The 17,505-nt window shown below is 64.2% G+C and carries 11 protein-coding genes; 5 read left to right on the top strand and 6 right to left on the bottom strand.

The features are described 5' to 3' along the window. Positions 1-38 precede the first annotated feature (38 nt). A complete protein-coding gene (locus tag EFL26_RS20145) occupies positions 39-3,449 on the top strand; it encodes a helicase-related protein (protein WP_123224705.1) in 3,411 nt (1,136 codons plus the stop codon). 3 nt (positions 3,450-3,452) lie between these two features. On the opposite strand, the gene EFL26_RS20140 is transcribed toward EFL26_RS20145, so the two are convergent. Next, complete coding sequence (locus tag EFL26_RS20140) at positions 3,453-4,376, bottom strand: hypothetical protein (RefSeq protein WP_148046783.1); 924 nt, start codon at positions 4,374-4,376, stop codon at positions 3,453-3,455. Between the two features lie 148 nt (positions 4,377-4,524). Here EFL26_RS20140 and EFL26_RS20135 point away from each other — a divergent pair, with 148 nt between their 5' ends. The 3 genes from EFL26_RS20135 to EFL26_RS20125 are packed head-to-tail and all read left to right on the top strand — an operon-like array spanning position 4,525 to position 11,467. Further along, positions 4,525-7,272, top strand: a complete 2,748-nt coding sequence (locus tag EFL26_RS20135) for a DUF1156 domain-containing protein (RefSeq protein WP_246000306.1) — start codon at positions 4,525-4,527, stop codon at positions 7,270-7,272. 1 nt (position 7,273) lies between these two features. Further along, the gene (locus EFL26_RS20130) at positions 7,274-10,636 is read left to right on the top strand and encodes a DUF499 domain-containing protein (protein WP_123224702.1); all 3,363 of its coding nucleotides are present in this window, start codon (positions 7,274-7,276) and stop codon (positions 10,634-10,636) included. Between the two features lie 3 nt (positions 10,637-10,639). Beyond that, positions 10,640-11,467 (top strand): hypothetical protein, encoded by an 828-nt coding sequence (locus tag EFL26_RS20125; RefSeq protein ID WP_123224701.1) that lies wholly within the window; start codon positions 10,640-10,642, stop codon positions 11,465-11,467. A 7-nt stretch (positions 11,468-11,474) separates the two neighbouring features. Here EFL26_RS20125 and EFL26_RS20120 read toward each other — a convergent pair whose 3' ends face one another. The 3 genes from EFL26_RS20120 to EFL26_RS20110 all read right to left on the bottom strand — a co-directional run bounded on the left by EFL26_RS20120 (position 11,475) and on the right by EFL26_RS20110 (position 15,312). After that, on the bottom strand, positions 11,475-13,235 hold the full coding sequence (locus EFL26_RS20120) for a DUF3732 domain-containing protein (protein ID WP_221177076.1): 1,761 nt from the start codon (positions 13,233-13,235) through the stop codon (positions 11,475-11,477). A 290-nt stretch (positions 13,236-13,525) separates the two neighbouring features. Then, positions 13,526-14,011, bottom strand: coding sequence for a three component ABC system middle component (locus tag EFL26_RS20115; RefSeq protein ID WP_148046782.1), 486 nt, complete (start codon positions 14,009-14,011; stop codon positions 13,526-13,528). Between the two features lie 56 nt (positions 14,012-14,067). Continuing rightward, positions 14,068-15,312, bottom strand: a complete 1,245-nt coding sequence (locus tag EFL26_RS20110; RefSeq protein WP_123224698.1) for an ABC-three component system protein — start codon at positions 15,310-15,312, stop codon at positions 14,068-14,070. 95 nt (positions 15,313-15,407) lie between these two features. On the opposite strand from EFL26_RS20110, the gene EFL26_RS20105 reads away from it, so the two are divergent. Further along, positions 15,408-16,277 carry a nuclease-related domain-containing protein gene (locus tag EFL26_RS20105; protein WP_246000305.1) on the top strand — a complete coding sequence of 290 codons (870 nt, stop codon included), beginning with the start codon at positions 15,408-15,410 and terminating at the stop codon, positions 16,275-16,277. Here the strand turns inward: EFL26_RS20105 and EFL26_RS24380 are convergent. Both EFL26_RS24380 and EFL26_RS20100 read right to left on the bottom strand, forming a co-directional pair. Then, positions 16,264-16,410 (bottom strand): hypothetical protein, encoded by a 147-nt coding sequence (locus tag EFL26_RS24380; protein WP_183408291.1) that lies wholly within the window; start codon positions 16,408-16,410, stop codon positions 16,264-16,266. The two genes, EFL26_RS20105 and EFL26_RS24380, sit on opposite strands and share 14 nt — an antisense overlap. A gap of 10 nt (positions 16,411-16,420) precedes the next feature. Beyond that, the gene (locus EFL26_RS20100) at positions 16,421-17,425 is read right to left on the bottom strand and encodes a DUF4192 domain-containing protein (protein ID WP_123224697.1); all 1,005 of its coding nucleotides are present in this window, start codon (positions 17,423-17,425) and stop codon (positions 16,421-16,423) included. Positions 17,426-17,505 lie beyond the last annotated feature (80 nt).

Raw genomic sequence — 17,505 nt, 5'->3', positions numbered from 1 at the left:
AGTAGCGTTTGCAGGCTGTCAACCAGGAGGTTTCACACGTGCTGCTCGAAGAGCTCAAGCCGGGTCTGCGGATCGACGGGCTGATCCCGGCCGAGGTCATCACTGTTGTTGCCGTGCAGTGGCACGGCACCGACGCGCTGGAGCTGACCTACAAGTACTCCGCTGGCGGGCTCGGCCAACAGGTCGTGTTCCGCAAGGACGAGGGCACCCTCTCGGCCGCGCAGACCGGCAGCCGCGCGTTCGACGCGACCGCCAGTGACTTCAAGCTCGTGGCCGAGGCTCAGCGGATCACGCTGGCCGGCCTGTTCGACCCGATGCTTGCCGTGGCAACGAGCGACGTGCAGCCGCTCCCGCATCAGATCCAGGCGGTCTACGGCGAGCTCCTGCCGCGCACACCACTGCGGTTCCTCTTGGCCGACGATCCCGGTGCGGGCAAGACGATTATGGCCGGCCTCTACGTCAAGGAGCTGCTGCTCCGCGACGACGTCAAGCACTGCCTAATCGTCGCGCCGGGCGGCTTGGTAGAGCAGTGGCAAGACGAGCTGTTCTTCAAATTCGGGCTGCGCTTCGACCTGCTCACAAACCAGTTGATCGACGCCAATGTCAACCTCAACGTCTTCGAGTCCAACCCTCTCCTGATCGCACGGATGGACCAGCTATCCCGCAACGAGGAGTTGCAGGCGCAGCTCAAAGAAACCGAGTGGGACCTCATCATCGTCGACGAGGCACACCGGATGGGTGCCCACTACTTCGGCGGCAAGTTGGAGAAGACCAAGCGCTTCCAGCTCGGCGAGATGCTGGGCGACATCACACGCCACCTGCTGCTGATGACCGCCACCCCTCACTCCGGCAAGGAGGAGGACTTCCAGCTCTTCCTCACCCTGCTCGACCGCGACCGGTTCGAGGGCAAGAGCACCAAGTCAGTGGACCTCGATGGCGTCATGCGGCGCCTCACCAAGGAAGACCTGCTCACGTTCGAGGGCAAGAAGCTCTTCCCGGAACGCATCGCCGAAACAGTGCCCTACGAGCTGACAGCCTTGGAGTACGACCTCTACGAGGACGTCACCCACTACGTCCGCGAGGGAATGAACCGCGCCGAGAAGCTCGGCGGCAAGCGCAAGAACACCGTTGGCTTCGCCCTCACTGTGCTCCAGCGCAGACTCGCATCCAGCCCCGAGGCGATTTACCGGAGTCTCGTGCGTCGCTCGGAGAGGTTGGAACGCAAGAAGCAGGAGATCCTCAACGGCACCTACTCCGACGCCGACCCCAAGGTCGACCTTTCAGACCTGGACTCAGACGATTTCAATGCCGAGGAGATCGAGGAGATCGAGGAGGAACTGCTCGACGCGGCCACCGCTGCTCAGACGGTCGAAGAATTGAACGCCGAACTGATCGAACTCGCAGACCTCACCAAGACGGCCAAGCAGGTGCGCGACATCGGGACCGACCGCAAGTGGACCGAACTGTCCACGATCCTCCAAGACAATGCGCTCATCACCGACGAGAATGGGTGGCCGCGCAAGTTCATCGTCTTCACCGAGCACCGCGACACCCTCGACTACCTCCATCGCCGGATCACTTCACTAATCGGCAAGCCCGATGCCGTCCGCGCGATCCACGGAGGCGTACGCCGCGGCGAGCGTCGTCTGATCACCGAGGAGTTCACCAAGAACCGCAACGTCCAGATCCTGCTCGCCACCGACGCCGCCGGCGAAGGCCTCAACCTTCAAGCCGCGCACCTGATGGTCAACTACGACCTGCCGTGGAACCCCAACCGCATCGAGCAGCGCTTCGGCCGTATCCACCGCATCGGCCAAGAGGAGGTCTGCCGCCTGTGGAACCTCGTCGCCTCCAACACACGCGAGGGCGAGGTCTTCACCCGGCTCTTGGAGAAGCTCGAACAGATGCGCCAGACCTACGGCGGCAAGGTCTTCGACGTCCTCGGTGAAGCATTCACCGAGACCCCACTGCGCGCCCTCCTGCTTGAGGCCATCCAGTACGGCGAACGCCCAGACGTGAAGGCCAAGATGCACGAGGTCATCGACGCCTCCGTCGGCGACGGACTCAAGGACCTTCTCGACGAGCGAGCACTGGCGTCGGAGAACCTCGCAGAGGCTGACCTCCAGGCGCTCAGAGCGGCGATGGACGAAGCCCGCGCACGCCGTCTCCAGCCGCACTACATCGAACTCGCGTTCAAGGCAGCGTTCAACCGCCTCGGCGGCCGGATCGTGAAGCGGGAGCAAGGTCGTTACGAGATCGCTAACGTGCCCCAGCAGATCCGGGCCGCAGGCAAGGGGCCTATTGCCACCAAGTACGACCGGGTGACCTTCGAGTTGGGCAAGGTCGGTGGCGAGGACCTCTCCCGAGCCGACCTGCTGGCACCGGGTCACCCGCTCCACGACGCTGTCATGGACGAAGCCGTCCGCCAGTTCGGCGGCGCCCTCAACCGAGGCACTGTCCTTGTGTCCTCGACCTTGGAGGAACCGAACCTGCTCGTCGGAGTGATCGAGGAAGTCGCTGACGCCACCGGCGGGTCCGTGTCACGACGATTCGGATATGCCTTCGTCGACAGTTTCGGCACCGTCACCCCAGCCGGCCCTGCTCCGTACCTCGACTGCGTCGCAGCACCCGGCAGTCCGGCCACCGACGCCGCCCGTGCGTTGCCGTGGCTGGCCGACGCCGAGGACAAGGCGACGAGCTGGATCATTGCCAACCAGCTACCGGAGTACCTCGCCGAGGTGCGGCCGCGGCGCCTCGCCGAGCTGAGCAAGGCGCGCGACCTCGTCACCAAGCGCCTGGAAGGCGAACGCGACCGCCTCCTCCTCGACGCCGCCATCGCATCTGAGAAGGAGCAGGCCGGCGACAAGCCGAAGGAGTCCTCGGAAAGCCTCAACCGCAAGGCCGTCGAACTCGATGTCCGCCTCCGCAAGCGGCTGGAACTGCTCGACCAGCAGCAGCTCATGTCGACCAAACCCCCGCGGATCGTCACCGCGGCACTCGTGCTCCCGATCGGCATGCTGGAGGCCGAGCTGCCTGCGACAGCGCCGATCCACGCGAAGGAGACCAAGGAGGTCGAGCGCCGCGGCGTCGACCTGGTTCTTGCTCGCGAGCGCGAACTCGGGCGCAAGCCTGTCGAGCAGGCGTTCAACAACCCTGGGTTCGACATCCTGTCGACTGACACCGCGGGCGACACCTACCGCATCGAGGTCAAGGCCCGGATCGACGGCGCGACGGACTTCTTCGTCACCCACAACGAGGTCATGGTCGGCAAGAACGCCGTTCCGCGATACCGACTCGCCCTCGTCCGCGTCGACCCACGCGGAGCGCAATACGATGAGGTCCGTTACCTCGACGACCCCTTCGCCACCACTGACCTCGGCGACTTCGACGCCACAGGCATCCGGGGTGATTGGGCTAAGCAGTGGGCCAAGGGGAACCACCCGTTCTAGGAGTCAGCCGCCGGTCTGGATGAGAACAACTCCCGCTATGTTGTCGAAGGGAGGGTCGCCAAGCTCGTTGCCCGCAATCATGGAGACGACGTAGTCAGGCGGCGCATGGACGAGTCCTCGGAGCAGTAACGGCATGTAGGGGCTTCCGAAGTGACCGCGATCTCCGGGGAGCTCGGGGAATACAACCCCCAGGCTCTCCGTGCGGATAGACGCTTCGACGTTCTTGCTGAACTGCCCTTGCCGAACGTGGAGGACGCGGTCGACGAGGGATCGTGCAATCGCCCGGACGCCAATCTGCGGAGTGTGAAGGAACTCGCGGAGGTCTGGGGTTAGGTCAGCGGTGATCGCGCCGAGCCAGGCCGCCTGCTTCTCGGCGTTGTCGAAGGCGGCCTCCAGCGCGACTGATTGGCTGTACGTGTCATGCGCGTCCGTGACCAAGTGGCTGACCGCGAGGTTCGCTGGCATGAGGGAGACTGCGAGCACCGCGCACTCGGCGCAGCACTCCGTCTCGTGCGAGACGCGCCCGCAATCCACCGGACCCCGATATCGCTGAGTGCCGAGGTACAGGCTGTAGACCGGAGCGACGTCGAGAGCGGCTGCTGCCTCGAAGAGTGATCTGCGCTGCTCCCCAGCGTTGTGGTCAAACTTGAAACTCCAACGTGTGCCATCGACGTACAGGCGCTTGGCCTGCACGAGTAGCCCGTATGACTCGCCGTTCGGCGCGATCCACCACCACAGCCAGTCGGCTCCGACCTTCGCCTCCTGCCTCCTCGTGAACGTGGCGAAGCTGACCTCCGGTGCCGCACGGCTCAGCAAGATTTCCGTGACAGGCTCCTCAGTCCACTGGAGCCCCGACGACTCGCAAGCACCCATGTGCTCCAGGCAGGCGTTACGACCCTTTGCGAGCGCTGCACGGACACCGGACACGGGTCGATCCTCTCAAGAGATGAGCCGCTCCCCACGAGATTGCAACTGTCTGCCCGGTTTGTGTCGGCCCCGGCGGCTAGGTTTAGGACTCAGGTTGCGGCGCCGCGGCGCCGCTTGGTCATGTCCGGAGACGGGCAGAGGGGTCGATGTGGTTCAGAAGCGCAAGCTGATCGAGGTGGCATTGCCTCTGGAGGCGATCAACCGGGAGTCTGCTCATGAGAAGGTTCCGGCTATTCGGCGTCACCCTCGGACGCTCCACCTGTGGTGGGCGCGCCGGCCGCAAGTCGCCGCGAGGGCGGTCCTGTTCGCTCAACTGGTCGATGACCCCTCGTCGCGACCGGAGGAATTCCCTACCGACGAGCTCCAGCGGGCGGAACGCGAGCGGCTCCATGGCCTCATCGAACGGCTGGCTGTATGGGAGAATTCCTGGGACGAAGGGCTCTTTCGCGAAGCCCACGCCGAAATCCTCAAGTCCTGCGGCGGCACTCCACCTGCGATCGTCGACCCCTTCGCGGGAGGTGGCACGATCCCGTTGGAGGCTCAACGCCTTGGACTTGAGGCGCACGCTTCGGACCTGAATCCGGTTGCTGTACTGATCAACAAGGCATTGATCGAGTTGCCACCCAAGTTCAAGGACCGGCGGCCGGTCTTTCCGGGACTCGCGGACTCGCAAATTCGGGAGTGGCGAGGCGCGCAAGGCCTCGCGGCCGACCTGCGCGCATACGGCCGCTGGATGCGGGATGCAGCGGAGAAGCAAATCGGTCACCTGTACCCGATGGCCGATGGCATGACCGTGGTTGCTTGGGTTTGGGCACGCACGGTCACGTGTCCCAACCCGGCCTGTGGCATCCAGATGCCCCTCGTGCGCAGCTGGTGGCTTGGCAAGCGCAAGGGAAATGAGGCCTACATCATTCCAAAGGTAGTCCCGGACCCGACCGTCCCATCGGGCCAAACGGTGAAGTTTACGGTGGGCACAGATCGAGCTGGAGCTCCCACCGCAGCCAGCGACGGGACGGTCGGACGAAGTGGTGCGCGATGCGCCTCTTGTAGCTCGACGGTGCCCCTCAGTTATATCCGTGACGAGGGCCGCAGCCGTCGTCTGGGCTCGTCGCTCATGGCCGTGGTCGCAGAGGGTCAGCGGCAGCGGGTGTACTTGTCGCCGACGCCAGAGCAGGTGGACGCTGCACGAATCGATCCGCCTGAGAACACGATCCAAGGAAGTTTGGGTTACTACCCGCGGGACCTCAAAGCGCCAACGTACGGGCTGACGGAGTTCGTAGACCTGTACACGGCTAGGCAGCTCGTCGCGCTGACAACCTTCAGCGACCTGGTCGTGGAGGCGCGAAGTCGTGTGCTCGCTGATGGGGGCGACCCCGGATACGCGGACGCTCTCGCGACATATCTCGGGCTTGCCGTCAGTCGGACGGCCGATAGATCGTCCACGATTGCAGGCTGGGACTCGTCGCTTGGAAAGATCCGCAATACGTTCGGCCGTCAAGCGATCCCGATGTCCTGGGATTTCGCTGAGGCAGGCCTGTTCTCGTCTTCCAGCGGGAACTTCCTGAGTCAGTTCGAGTGGGTTGCGGAGGCATTCGAGGATGGGCCGTGCCTGGCGTCAGGAGTAGCAACACAAGTCGACGCGGCGACCCGCTCCTACGAAGGTTTGTTGATTTCAACAGACCCGCCCTACTACGACAACATCGGTTACTCGGATCTGTCGGACTACTTCTACGTCTGGATCCGGCGCTCGCTCCGCACCGTGCATCCGGAGCTCCTGTCCACTTTGCTCGTCCCCAAGGCTGAGGAACTGGTCGCGAACCCGCACCGTCATGACGGTACTGAAGGTGCCCGAGACTTCTTTGAGGACGGCTTTCGCAGGGTCTTCGAGACTGCACGGGCCTCGGCTTCCTCTCAGTTCCCGATCACGGTCTATTACGCCTTTAAGCAGAGCGAGGCCGACGCGGTCGGCGAGGCATCAACAGGCTGGGAAACTCTGCTGGAGGGCATGATCAGGTCGGGTTGGGAGATCACGTCGACCTGGCCATTGCGAAGCGAACAGGGCTATCGGATGATCGCCAGCGGTAGGAATGCTCTGGCGTCCTCGATCGTGCTGTCGTTGAGGCCACGGCAGGAGGGTGCCTTCGTTGTTGACCGTCGTGGATTTATTGCTGCCCTTGAATCGGAACTTCCGGATGCTCTGCGGAAGTTGCAGCAAGGTCAGGTTGCTCCGGTGGACCTTCCGCAGGCTGCTATCGGGCCTGGCATGGCTGTCTTCAGCCGGTTCAACGCTGTGCTGGAGCCCGACGGCTCGAAGATGTCGGTTAGGTCCGCCCTGGCCCGCATCAACGAGATTCTGGATCAGGTTCTCAACGAGCAGGAGGGGGACTTCGACGCGACGTCGCGGTTCGCGCTTGCTTGGTACAGAGGCAACGGCTACGGCGTCGGGAAGTTCGGTGACGCCGACAATCTCGCGCGTGCTCGCAACACCAGCGTCGACGTCATGGACCGGGACGAGATCCTCACGAGCCGCGCCGGCAACGTGCAGCTCATCAAACCGGCCGACCTTCCATGGGACTACGACGTCCTCAAGGACACCCACACCAGCAACTGGGAGGCGTTGCACCACACGATCAAGGTCTTGGAGCGCGATGGCATCGCGCCTGCCGGTGACTTCCTCCAGGCAGCGTTGAGCCGACCCGACGGCGCGGTCGACGCCGACCTCGTCAAGGAGTTGGCTCACCTACTCTTCCGCGTCGCCGAGAGCAATGGTTGGACGAAGGACGCACTCTCCTTCAACAGCCTTGTGACGAGCTGGCCGGAGATCCTTGAGGTGGCGCGATCCGTAAGGCAGCCCAGCCAGACGCAGGGCGCGTTCGAGTTTGACGAGGACAACTGACATGGCAGTGAGCAACCGCGACCGCATCGGCAAGCTGTTCGAAGTCATCGCCCCGGCACTCGACGACTACATCTCGTCAGTGATCGGCGCTGTCGACGCTGCGGTCGGCGCCAACTGGGTTCAGCTCGTCGCCGCGAAGGATGGACACGCAGGCAAGGTCTATGACCCCCTCGACCCTCAAGTCCAGCTGCGCATGCTGACGGAGTCCTCGATTACCAACAATGTGAAGCCCCGTTGGTATCCGTTCTCGGACACCCTGGGTCGGGTTGGCGAGGCGTTCGCCACCGAGCTGAAGAATGCCCGCAATACCTGGGCGCACAACGGGTCGTTCACCGACGATGACGCCTACCGCGCGCTCGACACAGCCGAGCGGTTGATGACGTTGCTGGGCAAGCCTGCGGAGGCAGACCAGGTGAGGTCGATCCGACTCAACCTGCGGCGAGTCACCGCTGATCGTGACGACAAGAAGGTCCTCAAGGCCGCCGTGGACAACCCCGAGGCCACGGGCGGTCTCAAGCCGTGGCGCGAGGTGCTCCAGCCGCACGACGACGTCGCCACCGGCAACTTCCACGCCTCGGAGTTCGCGGCCGACCTCTACAAGGTCGCCACGGGCGGTGAGGTCGACTCCGACTATGCCGACCCGGTCGAGTTCTTCAAGCGCACTTATCTCACCGAAGGTCTCGGTGACCTCATCGGCCGTGCCGTGCGCCGCCTTGCCGGTGACGACAACGCCTCGCCGGTCATCAACCTGCAGACCAACTTCGGTGGCGGCAAGACTCACTCGATGCTCTCCCTGTGGCACGTCGCGGCAGGCCTGCCTGTAGGTAACTTCCCGCAGGAAACCCAAGAGCTGCTACTCGCCAGCGGCTACAAGGGCACCAAAGTCAACCGTGTCGCCATCGTCGGCAACCACTTCAGTCCGTCTGGCGTGATCAAGGAGGACGGCACTCAGGTCAATACGATCTGGGGTGAGCTGGCTTGGCAGCTCGGCGGACCCGAGGGATACGCGCTCGTGGCGAAGGCCGACGGCGACCGAACCCATCCGGGCGACGCCCTCCACGATCTGCTGAAGAAGTACGCACCCGCTGTCATCTTGATCGACGAGTGGGTCGCCTATGCCCGGTCCCTTGTTGGCCGCGATGACCTCGCCGGCGGCACGTTCGATGACCAGTTCACTTTCGCTCAGTCGCTCACCGAAGCATCAAAGGGCACGTCCGGGGTCCTTCTGGCAATCTCGATCCCTGCATCGGAGAGCGGCGACGATTCGCAGATTGCTGTTGGCAATGCCGAGGAGGTCGGCGGCGCGAACGGCCTCGAAGCGCTCAAGCGGCTCCAGAACGTCGTCCGTCGTGTGGCTGACCAGTGGCGTCCGGCCTCATCCGACGAGGCGTATCACATCGTGAAGCAGCGCCTGTTCAAGCAGCCCGACGCTGCTGGGCTCGCGTCCATAGGGGCGACGGCCAAGGCGTACGTCGAGATGTACCGCAAGTACACCGACGACTTCCCGCGCGAGGTTCGTGATGCGGCGTATGAGGACCGCATTAAGCGGACCTACCCGATCCACCCAGAGATGTTCGACACCCTCTACGAGGAGTGGTCATCGCTGGAGCGCTTCCAGCGCACCCGTGGCGTGCTGCGCCTGATGAGCACCGTCATCCACGCACTCTGGACCGGCGAGGACGCCTCGCCGCTGATCATGCCTGGCTCGATCCCGCTCGCCACGGCAAACGTGAACGCTGAGCTGACGCAATACCTCCAAGACTCGTGGAAGACGATCATCGACGCCGATGTCGACGGCCCCAACTCTGAGCCTGGGCGCATCGACAAGGAGAAGCCACTGTTCGGTCAGCGGGCACTCACCAAGCGCCTTGCCCGGACCGTGTTCTTCGGCGCGGCTCCGACCATCGCGCCCGGTTCCACGCACAAGGGCATCGGCACCCAGCGGGTCTTCCTCGGCACCGCAGTTCCGGGCGATGTGCCAGGCAACTTCCATGCGGCACTGACCCAGCTCGGCGACCGGGCGACGTACTTCTACTCCGGCTCGGGCAAGTACTGGTACGACCTCCAGCCCAATATCACCCGGACAGCCAAGGACCAGGCCGAGCGTCTTCACAAGGAGGACGTGTGGGCCGAGATCGTCCGCCGCCTCCAGGGCCAGGGCCGAACGCGGGGCGACTTCGCTGGCGTTCATGTCTGCCCTGAGTCCAACGCTGACATCCCCGACACCGACGAGGCGCGGCTGGTGATCCTTCACCCGAAGGTCGCGCACAAGGCCAAGACTGACTCTGAGGCCAAGGCGTTCGCGCAGAAGGCCACCGAGCATCGCGGTAGCGCCAACCGGACCAACCGCAACACGGTCGTCTATCTCGCCGCCGACGAAGCCAGGCTGGAAGAGCTCAACTCTGCGACCCGTGACTACCTCGGTTGGAAGCACGTGCTCGACAACGAGGCTGATCTCGACCTCACGCAAAACCAGAAGAACCAGGCGGCGCAGCGGCGTGACCAGGCTGACCAGACCGTGACCGCGCGGCTGTTGCAGTCCTTCACCTGGGCGTTGGTGCCGACGCAGCCGGACCCCGGGGCGCCGTTCCTGATCCGGGAGACCAAGGTCGAGGGTCAGTCCGAGTCGCTCGCCGAGCGTGTCTCGCGTCGGCTTGGCAACGACGGCGACCTGTCCACGCGGCAGGCTGCGGCAACTATTCGGTTGGCGATCAACAAGGTGCCGCAGATATGGAAGGACGGCCACGTCGCGCTCGGCACCCTGTGGAGCCTGTACGCGCAGTACCCGTACATGCCACGGCTCCGTGACCGGAAGGTGCTTAACGAGGGGATCGTCGACATGCCGATGATCTGGCAGACCGACGCGTTCGCGCTCGCCACGGGCTACGACGAGGGCACCGGTCGCTACGTCGGCCTGTGGCACCCGACCACCGACGGCAAGTCGCTCCCGCCGACCACCACGGACACGCTGCTGCTCGTGAAGCCAAACGTTGCGTCGAAGCAGATCGAGGCAGAGTCGGCCCCGAAGACTTCTCCCGAGGAGCAGCTCGCGGCACTCGTCGAGCAGCAGGGTGGGCCGGTCTCGCACGATCCGTCGGCGCCGAAGGTCGACATCGTCTTTACCAAGCCGAAGACCCGCTTCTACGGAGTGAAGACCCTTAACTCCGACAAAATCGCGATGGACTTCAAGAACATCGCCGACGAGGTCATCGCCAACCTGCGCGCCGACGAGGGCACTGAGCTGACCGTCCGCATCGAGATCGAAGCCACCAACACCACCGGCTTCGAGGACGGCAAGGTCCGCACTGTCTCCGAGAACGCCAAGACCCTCAAGTTCGACCAGTCGGGCTTTGAGGAGAGTTAAGGAATGTACAACCTCCTCGTCGGCTTCTACGACAACACCGCGACGGGAAGTCGGGTCTTCGAGCACACTGATCAGGCACTCGTGGACTACGTCCGGCCGGCTGGGACTCTGGACGTGAACAGAGTTCTCAGCTTCCCGGCACTGGTGATGCCGGAGATCGGCGACTCCAACGCGCCGCCTGTTGCCAGAGTTGGGCGCATCACTAACCTCCAGCTAATCGGCACCGACTACAGGTTCACTTTCGTTCAGAATCCGGGTCTTCCCGCTTTGAGTACCGGCCGAGTCGCGTCACTTGCAACCGAGCTGGGCATTGGACAGTGGGAGCTGAACCGGACGCACTGGGCCATCAAGGATCTGGACCTTTACGAGGTCTTGCTGGCAGCCGAAGGAATCCGTCACCTCGCGCCTCAGGTATTCAGCTTTCCTGTCGAGGCACCGGTTGAGCCGGATCTCGTGGCCGTGATGATGCCTTTCGGGGCCGAGTTCAACCCGGTTTACGCAGCCATCAAGGAGTCGGTCGAAGGCTTGGGGCTGCGATGCCATCGCGCAGACGACATCTGGGAAAACCACCACATCATGGATGACGTGATAAGCCTGATCTGGCGGTGCCGCTTGGTCGTCTCGGACCTGACCTCGAAGAACGCCAATGTCTTCTACGAGACTGGCGTCGCCCACTCTCTCGGCAGGGACGTCATCCAGATCGCGCAATCGATGGACGACGTACCGTTTGACCTGCGGTCCATCCGGACCCTCACCTATCTCCGTAACGGAGAAGGGCTGGCGGATCTGAAGCAGAGTCTCGCCGCGCGCATCCAGACGTTGCTCGCCTAGCGGCGGGTTAGGCACCTGCTTCATCAGTCTGGCCGCCAGACTCGCTGGGTTCACCGGCAGCGCCGGCAATCCACTCGGCGGGGATCAGTTTCACGCCGTTGCGCCACTCGTGCTGGATCGACTGCTCGAACCAGTCCGTGTTGAGATGAGCGTGGTCGCACACGATGACTTGGAGGCCTGGCGCAAGCTCCGTGACGACGTCGAAGATGAGCTTGAACATCGCCTCGACGGCGAGTGCATCGGCATCAGACTCAGGGAGGCCGCTCGCCCGAGACGCCTCGGATGGGTAGTACGCCTGTGTCGGCTGGTCGAGCATCAGGAATCTCGGCACGGGGCGGCCGTTGCGGACGAAGTGCCGGTGCAAGGCCAAGTGCGTGACCAAGTGATAGCCGATCCAGTTCGCCGCGCTGCCAATACGCCAGAGAGGAACTGGTCCGGCTCCATCCCGGTCGGTGACAACTGTCAGCCGCGCGAGATCGAGGCGGACGCTCGTGCCGGCGTGTTCAAGATTCAGTGTGTCTGCGTAGGCGGTCATGTCAGAGCCGACCGACAGCAAGCGAGACGTCAGTTGCTCGCGCTCGTCATCCACATCGAGTTCGGCCTCCAGCGCGGCGACCGTCCTTGCCACGGCGTCTCGATCTCGTCGAAGTCTTAGGATCTCCAACTCGTCGGCACTCGCTGCCGAGGACAGGAGCGCGTCGACACGTCCTCGGACGAAGTCACGGTTGGCAATCGCGTTGAGTTCCTCGACTGAGCGTTCGGAGGCCAGCAAGGATTCGATCGCGCTCTCGGTGGCAACCAGGCTTGCGCGGAATCCTGCAATCGCCTCGTCAAGCCGCTCGATCTCGGACCTTCGCGACGGCGGTGCCGCGTGAAGTTCTGCCAACTCAATGCGCAGCTCTTGGAGGCGAGCCGCAACCTGGCTCGCCGCGGCATCGGGTTGCTCCAGATGCTGGCCGCAGGCAGGACAGGAGTGGCTCGGTTCGCTCGCATCATCGGCATTAGTGGCGGCGTCCTCGTCGTTGGCCGAGCGTGGGGCGGGGATGGGCAGAAGTTCAAGGCTCGTCATTCGTCCTGTGTGGAGGGCGATTGCCTCGGTGTACTCCGCCTCGCTCTGACGCCGTTCGAGAAGCAGCTCACGGTCGCCGAGTGCTGAGCGCAGTTCTTGTCGAAGGCGATCGCGCTCGACAACGAGCTCCAGTCGTCGATTTTGGGCCTCGACGTCCGCGATTGGCGCCTCGGAAGGCCGAGCGACGCGCGCAGCGTTCAGGGCGTCGAGAACCTCCTTGCGGTTCTCGAACGCGGTGGACTCGACGAGGCCGACTGCGTGTGCCTCCGCGAGTGCAGCAGCAAGTCGGGTGTCCAGGTTTGCTGCCGCGTCTTCTGCAACACGAAGGGCGGACTCCAGACGTTGCAGGTCTCGCCGGGCGTCACGCAGGCGCGCCTTCTTGACCGCTTGGTCTGCGGGTACAGCACCGAGGAAGTACGGGAGCGTATCTTTCAACGCTTGGTCAATGCCCTGTTCGCCTTGGCGGTGGAAGAGCTGATTGGGGCTCGCGATCTCACTCTGGCCTTGGAGGCAGAGCCAAGCGGCGTGACCGATGTTTGCTTCGAGCGGAGTCCGGAGCGAGCCGGCAGCAGTCGAGGACAAGTTCTCCTCGATGCCGATCCGGCGGCCGAGCTGGACACGCAGAGAGTCGCTGTCGGTGTTGACGACGAGGTCGTCGCGAGCCGGGGGGGCGAGGGTGTCGTCCCCAAACTCCAACATTGCCTGTTGGGTTGATGCACGACCTGGTGCGGGCGCGGGTCGGCCGACGAAGGCTCTCGCGCCGGGGCTGATCTGCCATAGCGCTCCGTACCAAGAAACGGTGTCGCTGATTGGTCCTGCCGGCACACGCATCGAGTCGCGGCCGAGGCAGTACTCAACGATTGTAAGGAGAGCGGACTTTCCGGTCTGGGACTCGCCCGTCACGATGTTGAGCTGACCGGGTGCGAACTCGACGTCTCGTCGTGCGCCGTCGGGACCGTAGAGGGAAATAGTTAGGAGCTGCATGCTGGTTACGGCCTCACGCCGAGGAGCGCAAACGCCGTAGCAGGCTTGTCGAGCTTCGTCAGCCACCGGCCCACGAATCCCGACTTCGCGACGATCGCGGCGATGTCACCGACCTTGGCGGGGCGCGCGTTGTCCGCGATGCCGCCGATCAGATGGCCGGAGTCCGTCAGGGAAAGAGAGCCATGAGCCAGCGCGAAGCGGAGACCTTCGGTGACTGCGGGGGTGAGCGACTTGGCTCGCTCCGGGAACCCTGCCGCAATGACTGGGTTGCGGAGAAGCCATGTGGCGAGATGGGAGTCGGTTCGGCGAGGTAACGCTTGGCGAGTGTCGTGGTGGAGCACCAGAGGTGCGACCAGATAAGGGTAGGCATAGTGCAGTGGCTCGCCGCTGAGCCGGGTGTACTCCTCGGTCGCTGCGCCAGCGACGACCGCCAGCAGGGCAGGGTTGAGCATGGCCGCCACGGCCGGGGAACGCTCAGTCCAGCTACTCACCCCATGAAGCATGCCAGCGAGTTACGTTCAACTCTGGGATTACCCCAGTTTCGCCGTCAGGCGGCGCTGCCGCCGCCAGACGCGGTCGTGTCGCTTCCGGTGAGCAGATTCTCGAGGAGGGTCTGGAACTCCGGGTGCCATCCGATGTTGCCCGCGTCGGCGAGTTCGTGGCGCTTGCCTCTCGCGAAGAAGGAGTCTGTGTAGCGGCTTCGGACGGTCACCGCAGTTGAGTCCCGGAGTTTGCGAAGCAAGGCCCTGCCCATCTCCGCTTTCGCATCGTCCGTTGCGTCGTCCGGAAGGTCCTCCATCATGTCGCCGTAAGCTCGGCGCCACTCGTCGGTGAGGTTCCGCTCGAACTTCTCCAACTCCGCGATTCCGATCAGGTCCCGATCTAGCCAGTTTGTCGTCTGGGTGACGGCTCGGTGGTAGTCGACGATCGCCGTTCGAAGGTTGTCGATCTTCACTCGGACCCAGTGCATCTGGTGAACGAACGGACGGTCGACATGTAGGTCGACGGTTGCGTCCTCGTCAACATCTTCGAGCTCGACCAGGGTCGGCAGATTGTCTGCTTGGAACATGTCGCGTATGCCGGCGAGTTGTTGACGAACTTCTTGAACGTCGACGGACGCGCGGACTCCCGTGAGTAGGTCAAGTGAGACGCTCGCCCACCAGCGCCAGACGAGGTCGAGGTAGGTGTTGGCGTGGCCCTCGTCCGAAGGCAGCGACAACCACAGCTGCTGACGCAGTTGGGCGTCGAGGTCGGTAACTCCAGGTTGTCCGTCTAGGACCTGAACCTTGGAGACGAAGACCTCTCGGTCCGCCGAGGACAACGCGAGAAACTGCTCCCGGGCTGGAGCAGTCGCCTGGTTCGCGGATGTCTCCGCGGTCGCGACGAGCAACGCTAAAGCGGCCGATTCGTCACGACCTTGATCTGGCCGAAGAATGGAGGCCGCGCTTCCCGTTGCTGCTGTTGCAGTGGTGACGAGAACGAGGAGTGCACCGTTGGGGTCGGCGGGGCTCGCTGTGTCCATCCACACTTTCAAGGTGCGCCATACATCCGGGCTCGCGTCGGTAAGCGAGGCTTGGCGGTTGAGGTGGTGCTTGACCTGGATTCGCTCGATTGGATGGCCCGCGTGGTCCCAAGCGACATCGTCGTGGAGTTCAAGGGTGAGCGACTGGTCTGGGCGTGAAGCGCCGCGACGGAGCAGTTCGAGGAGGCCCCAGTTAACTTGGAACTGGTAGCCGAGAGCACTTGCAGCGGCTCCGTGCTCGCCTGCGGTTCCGGTCGGCGCCTCGGTCATCCGCTCACTCCTGTCGTCCTGCAAGACACTACTGGGGCCGTCCGACACCTCGGGATGCCGCGAGAGCCGTCAGTCCCGATCCCTAGTCTGACGGTGTGGTCGACCTGATTGACGAACCTTCGCCTGACGGCGATTCCGACAAGCGGATGAAGCTCCGCTACCCAGCGATGTGCCGTCTGTGTGGCACCGAGCTTCCTGTCCGCGCGGAGGCGATCTACGAGCGGGCGACCAAGACTGTCCGGTGCATTGCGTGCCCGACCGGGGTCGAAGCGGTGGCTCCAGCGACAGAGGTTGAGACCGACGAGCCATCCGCTGTGGTCCCGGTCGAGGACACCGGAGTCGCAGGATTGTCTGCTCGTCGCGAGTACGAACGGCGCAGGGCGAAGGACGAAGAGCGACTCCGTCAGAAGTGGGGCAAGCTCGGCGGCATCGCCGTCGCCCTCTCCGAGGAGAAGCAGAGCACGAAGGCATGGGCGACCGGCGCGGTTGGTGAGGAGCGACTCGGCGCACGACTCGACTCGCTCGTTTCAGAGTCGGTTGCTGTGCTTCACGACCGACGTATTCCTGGCACGAAGGCCAACATCGACCACATCGCTATCACCGCCGCCGGAATCTGGGTGATCGACGCGAAGCGATACAAGGGCCGACCCGAGTTGAAGATCGAGGGCGGCATCCTTCGTCCGAAGGTCGAGAAGGTCCTCGTCGGGCGACGCGACTGCACCAAGCTCGTCGACGGCGTTCTCAAGCAGGTCGATCTGGTCCGCGAGGTTGTCGGTGACCTCCCCGTCACCGGCTCTCTCTGTTTTGTCGAGGCTGACTGGCCATTGATCGGCGGAGCATTCACAACCCGTGCGGTGCAGGTTCTCTGGCCGAAGCGGCTCGCCAAGCTCCTCGTCGAGGACGAGGGCTCCGTCGACGTTGCGGTCGTTCGCGCGACCGTCGCTTCCCACTTCAAACCTGCTTGACCTCGACGCCATCGCCGAGCACGAAATCGACCCGAATGGCGACGGGCTCGTGCGTCGACCTTGCCGGCACGAGACGGGCGAGTAGTCGTTCGAGTCGGCCGGCCGGGTGGCGACGGCGGTACGTGACATCCACGGGGTCATCCTCAGAACCCGTGCGCGGGTCGGGCCGGTCCGGCTTGTGCGGTCGAGCGTCGGGCGATGAATTCGGCAGCGTTCTCCAGCCCGCGTTCGGTGGGACGGTTGGCGGCTTCCCACTCGCGTGGGTGCATGCCTGTCTGGACGGCCGCTGCCACCAAGTTGGCGAGGGTGTACGGCTTGTCCTTGGGAACCTGGTCGAGGGCGCACCACGCGAGAGCCCCGTGGCCGCTCAGCCATCCCGCGAAGCCGAGCAGCGAAGCCGGGGCGGAACGCACGCCGTCGGGAGCGCGCTGAGTCATGTCCGTCCACAGCGCGACGTGCGAGGCGGCGTTGCCGCGGTTCATGTCGAGCCAGAGCCGGTCGCGGGTCGGGATGGATTCGATGGAGACGAGCAGCCGGGCCGCGTCGCCGTCGGAGAGGCGGACCCCGTCGCGTTGGAATCGCTGCATCCGGCCGAGTGCCCACCGGCCTTCCAACTTCGCTGTGTTCTCCCGTGCCGCCTCACGAGTCTCCGGCAGCAGGCGGGCCACCGGCTCACGGTCGCCGACCAGGGTCGTGGCGAGGGAGTTGCGACTGGCGGCCGGCGGCGGCCGACCGCCCAGGACGGTCATCGCCGCGATCCGCTCCCGGGCGGCGTCGGTCTGGAGGCCCATGTCGCCGGTGGTGAGGTCGGCCCATCGGGTCTCGTCGGCCCACACGACCAGTCGCGTGTCGATCCCGATGGTGTCGAGCCGGGCGGCGAACTCGGGACCGACTTCCTCGGCGATCGCCCGGTCGGCGGTGATACAGACGATGCCGACGCTGGTTCCGGGTTGCGCGTAGCGGCTGAAGGCGTCACTGATGGATCGCCAGACGAAGTCGCGGTCGCGTGTTGTGGTGGGCAGGTCGACCCGGGCGACGGGGAGGTCGGATCGCATCGGCAGGAACACGATCGACTCTTCGGGCTTGAAGCCGAGCAGGTGCGGGATGACCGCGATCAGCTCGTCGGGGTTCTCTACTGAGAGTGTCATGCTGAGCAGGTGTGCAGCGCTTGTCGCCCGCGCAAGCGATGAGATTCAACCCCGGGCCGAATACTGCTCCTTTCCCGGCC

It is taken from the genome of Nocardioides pocheonensis, assembly GCF_003725535.1.
Taxonomy (GTDB): Bacteria; Actinomycetota; Actinomycetes; order Propionibacteriales; family Nocardioidaceae; genus Marmoricola; species Marmoricola pocheonensis.
Note: the sequence above shows the minus strand (reverse complement) of the source record. Positions and strands in the feature narration are given on the sequence as shown.

Coding starts and splice junctions, on each gene's coding strand:
- EFL26_RS20120 (WP_221177076.1), bottom strand. CDS start 13,235: ATGTTGGAGTTTGGGGACGACACCCTCGCCCCCCCGGCTCGCGACGAC.
- EFL26_RS20100 (WP_123224697.1), bottom strand. CDS start 17,425: ATGACACTCTCAGTAGAGAACCCCGACGAGCTGATCGCGGTCATCCCG.
- EFL26_RS20130 (WP_123224702.1), top strand. CDS start 7,274: ATGGCAGTGAGCAACCGCGACCGCATCGGCAAGCTGTTCGAAGTCATC.
- EFL26_RS20110 (WP_123224698.1), bottom strand. CDS start 15,312: ATGACCGAGGCGCCGACCGGAACCGCAGGCGAGCACGGAGCCGCTGCA.
- EFL26_RS20125 (WP_123224701.1), top strand. CDS start 10,640: ATGTACAACCTCCTCGTCGGCTTCTACGACAACACCGCGACGGGAAGT.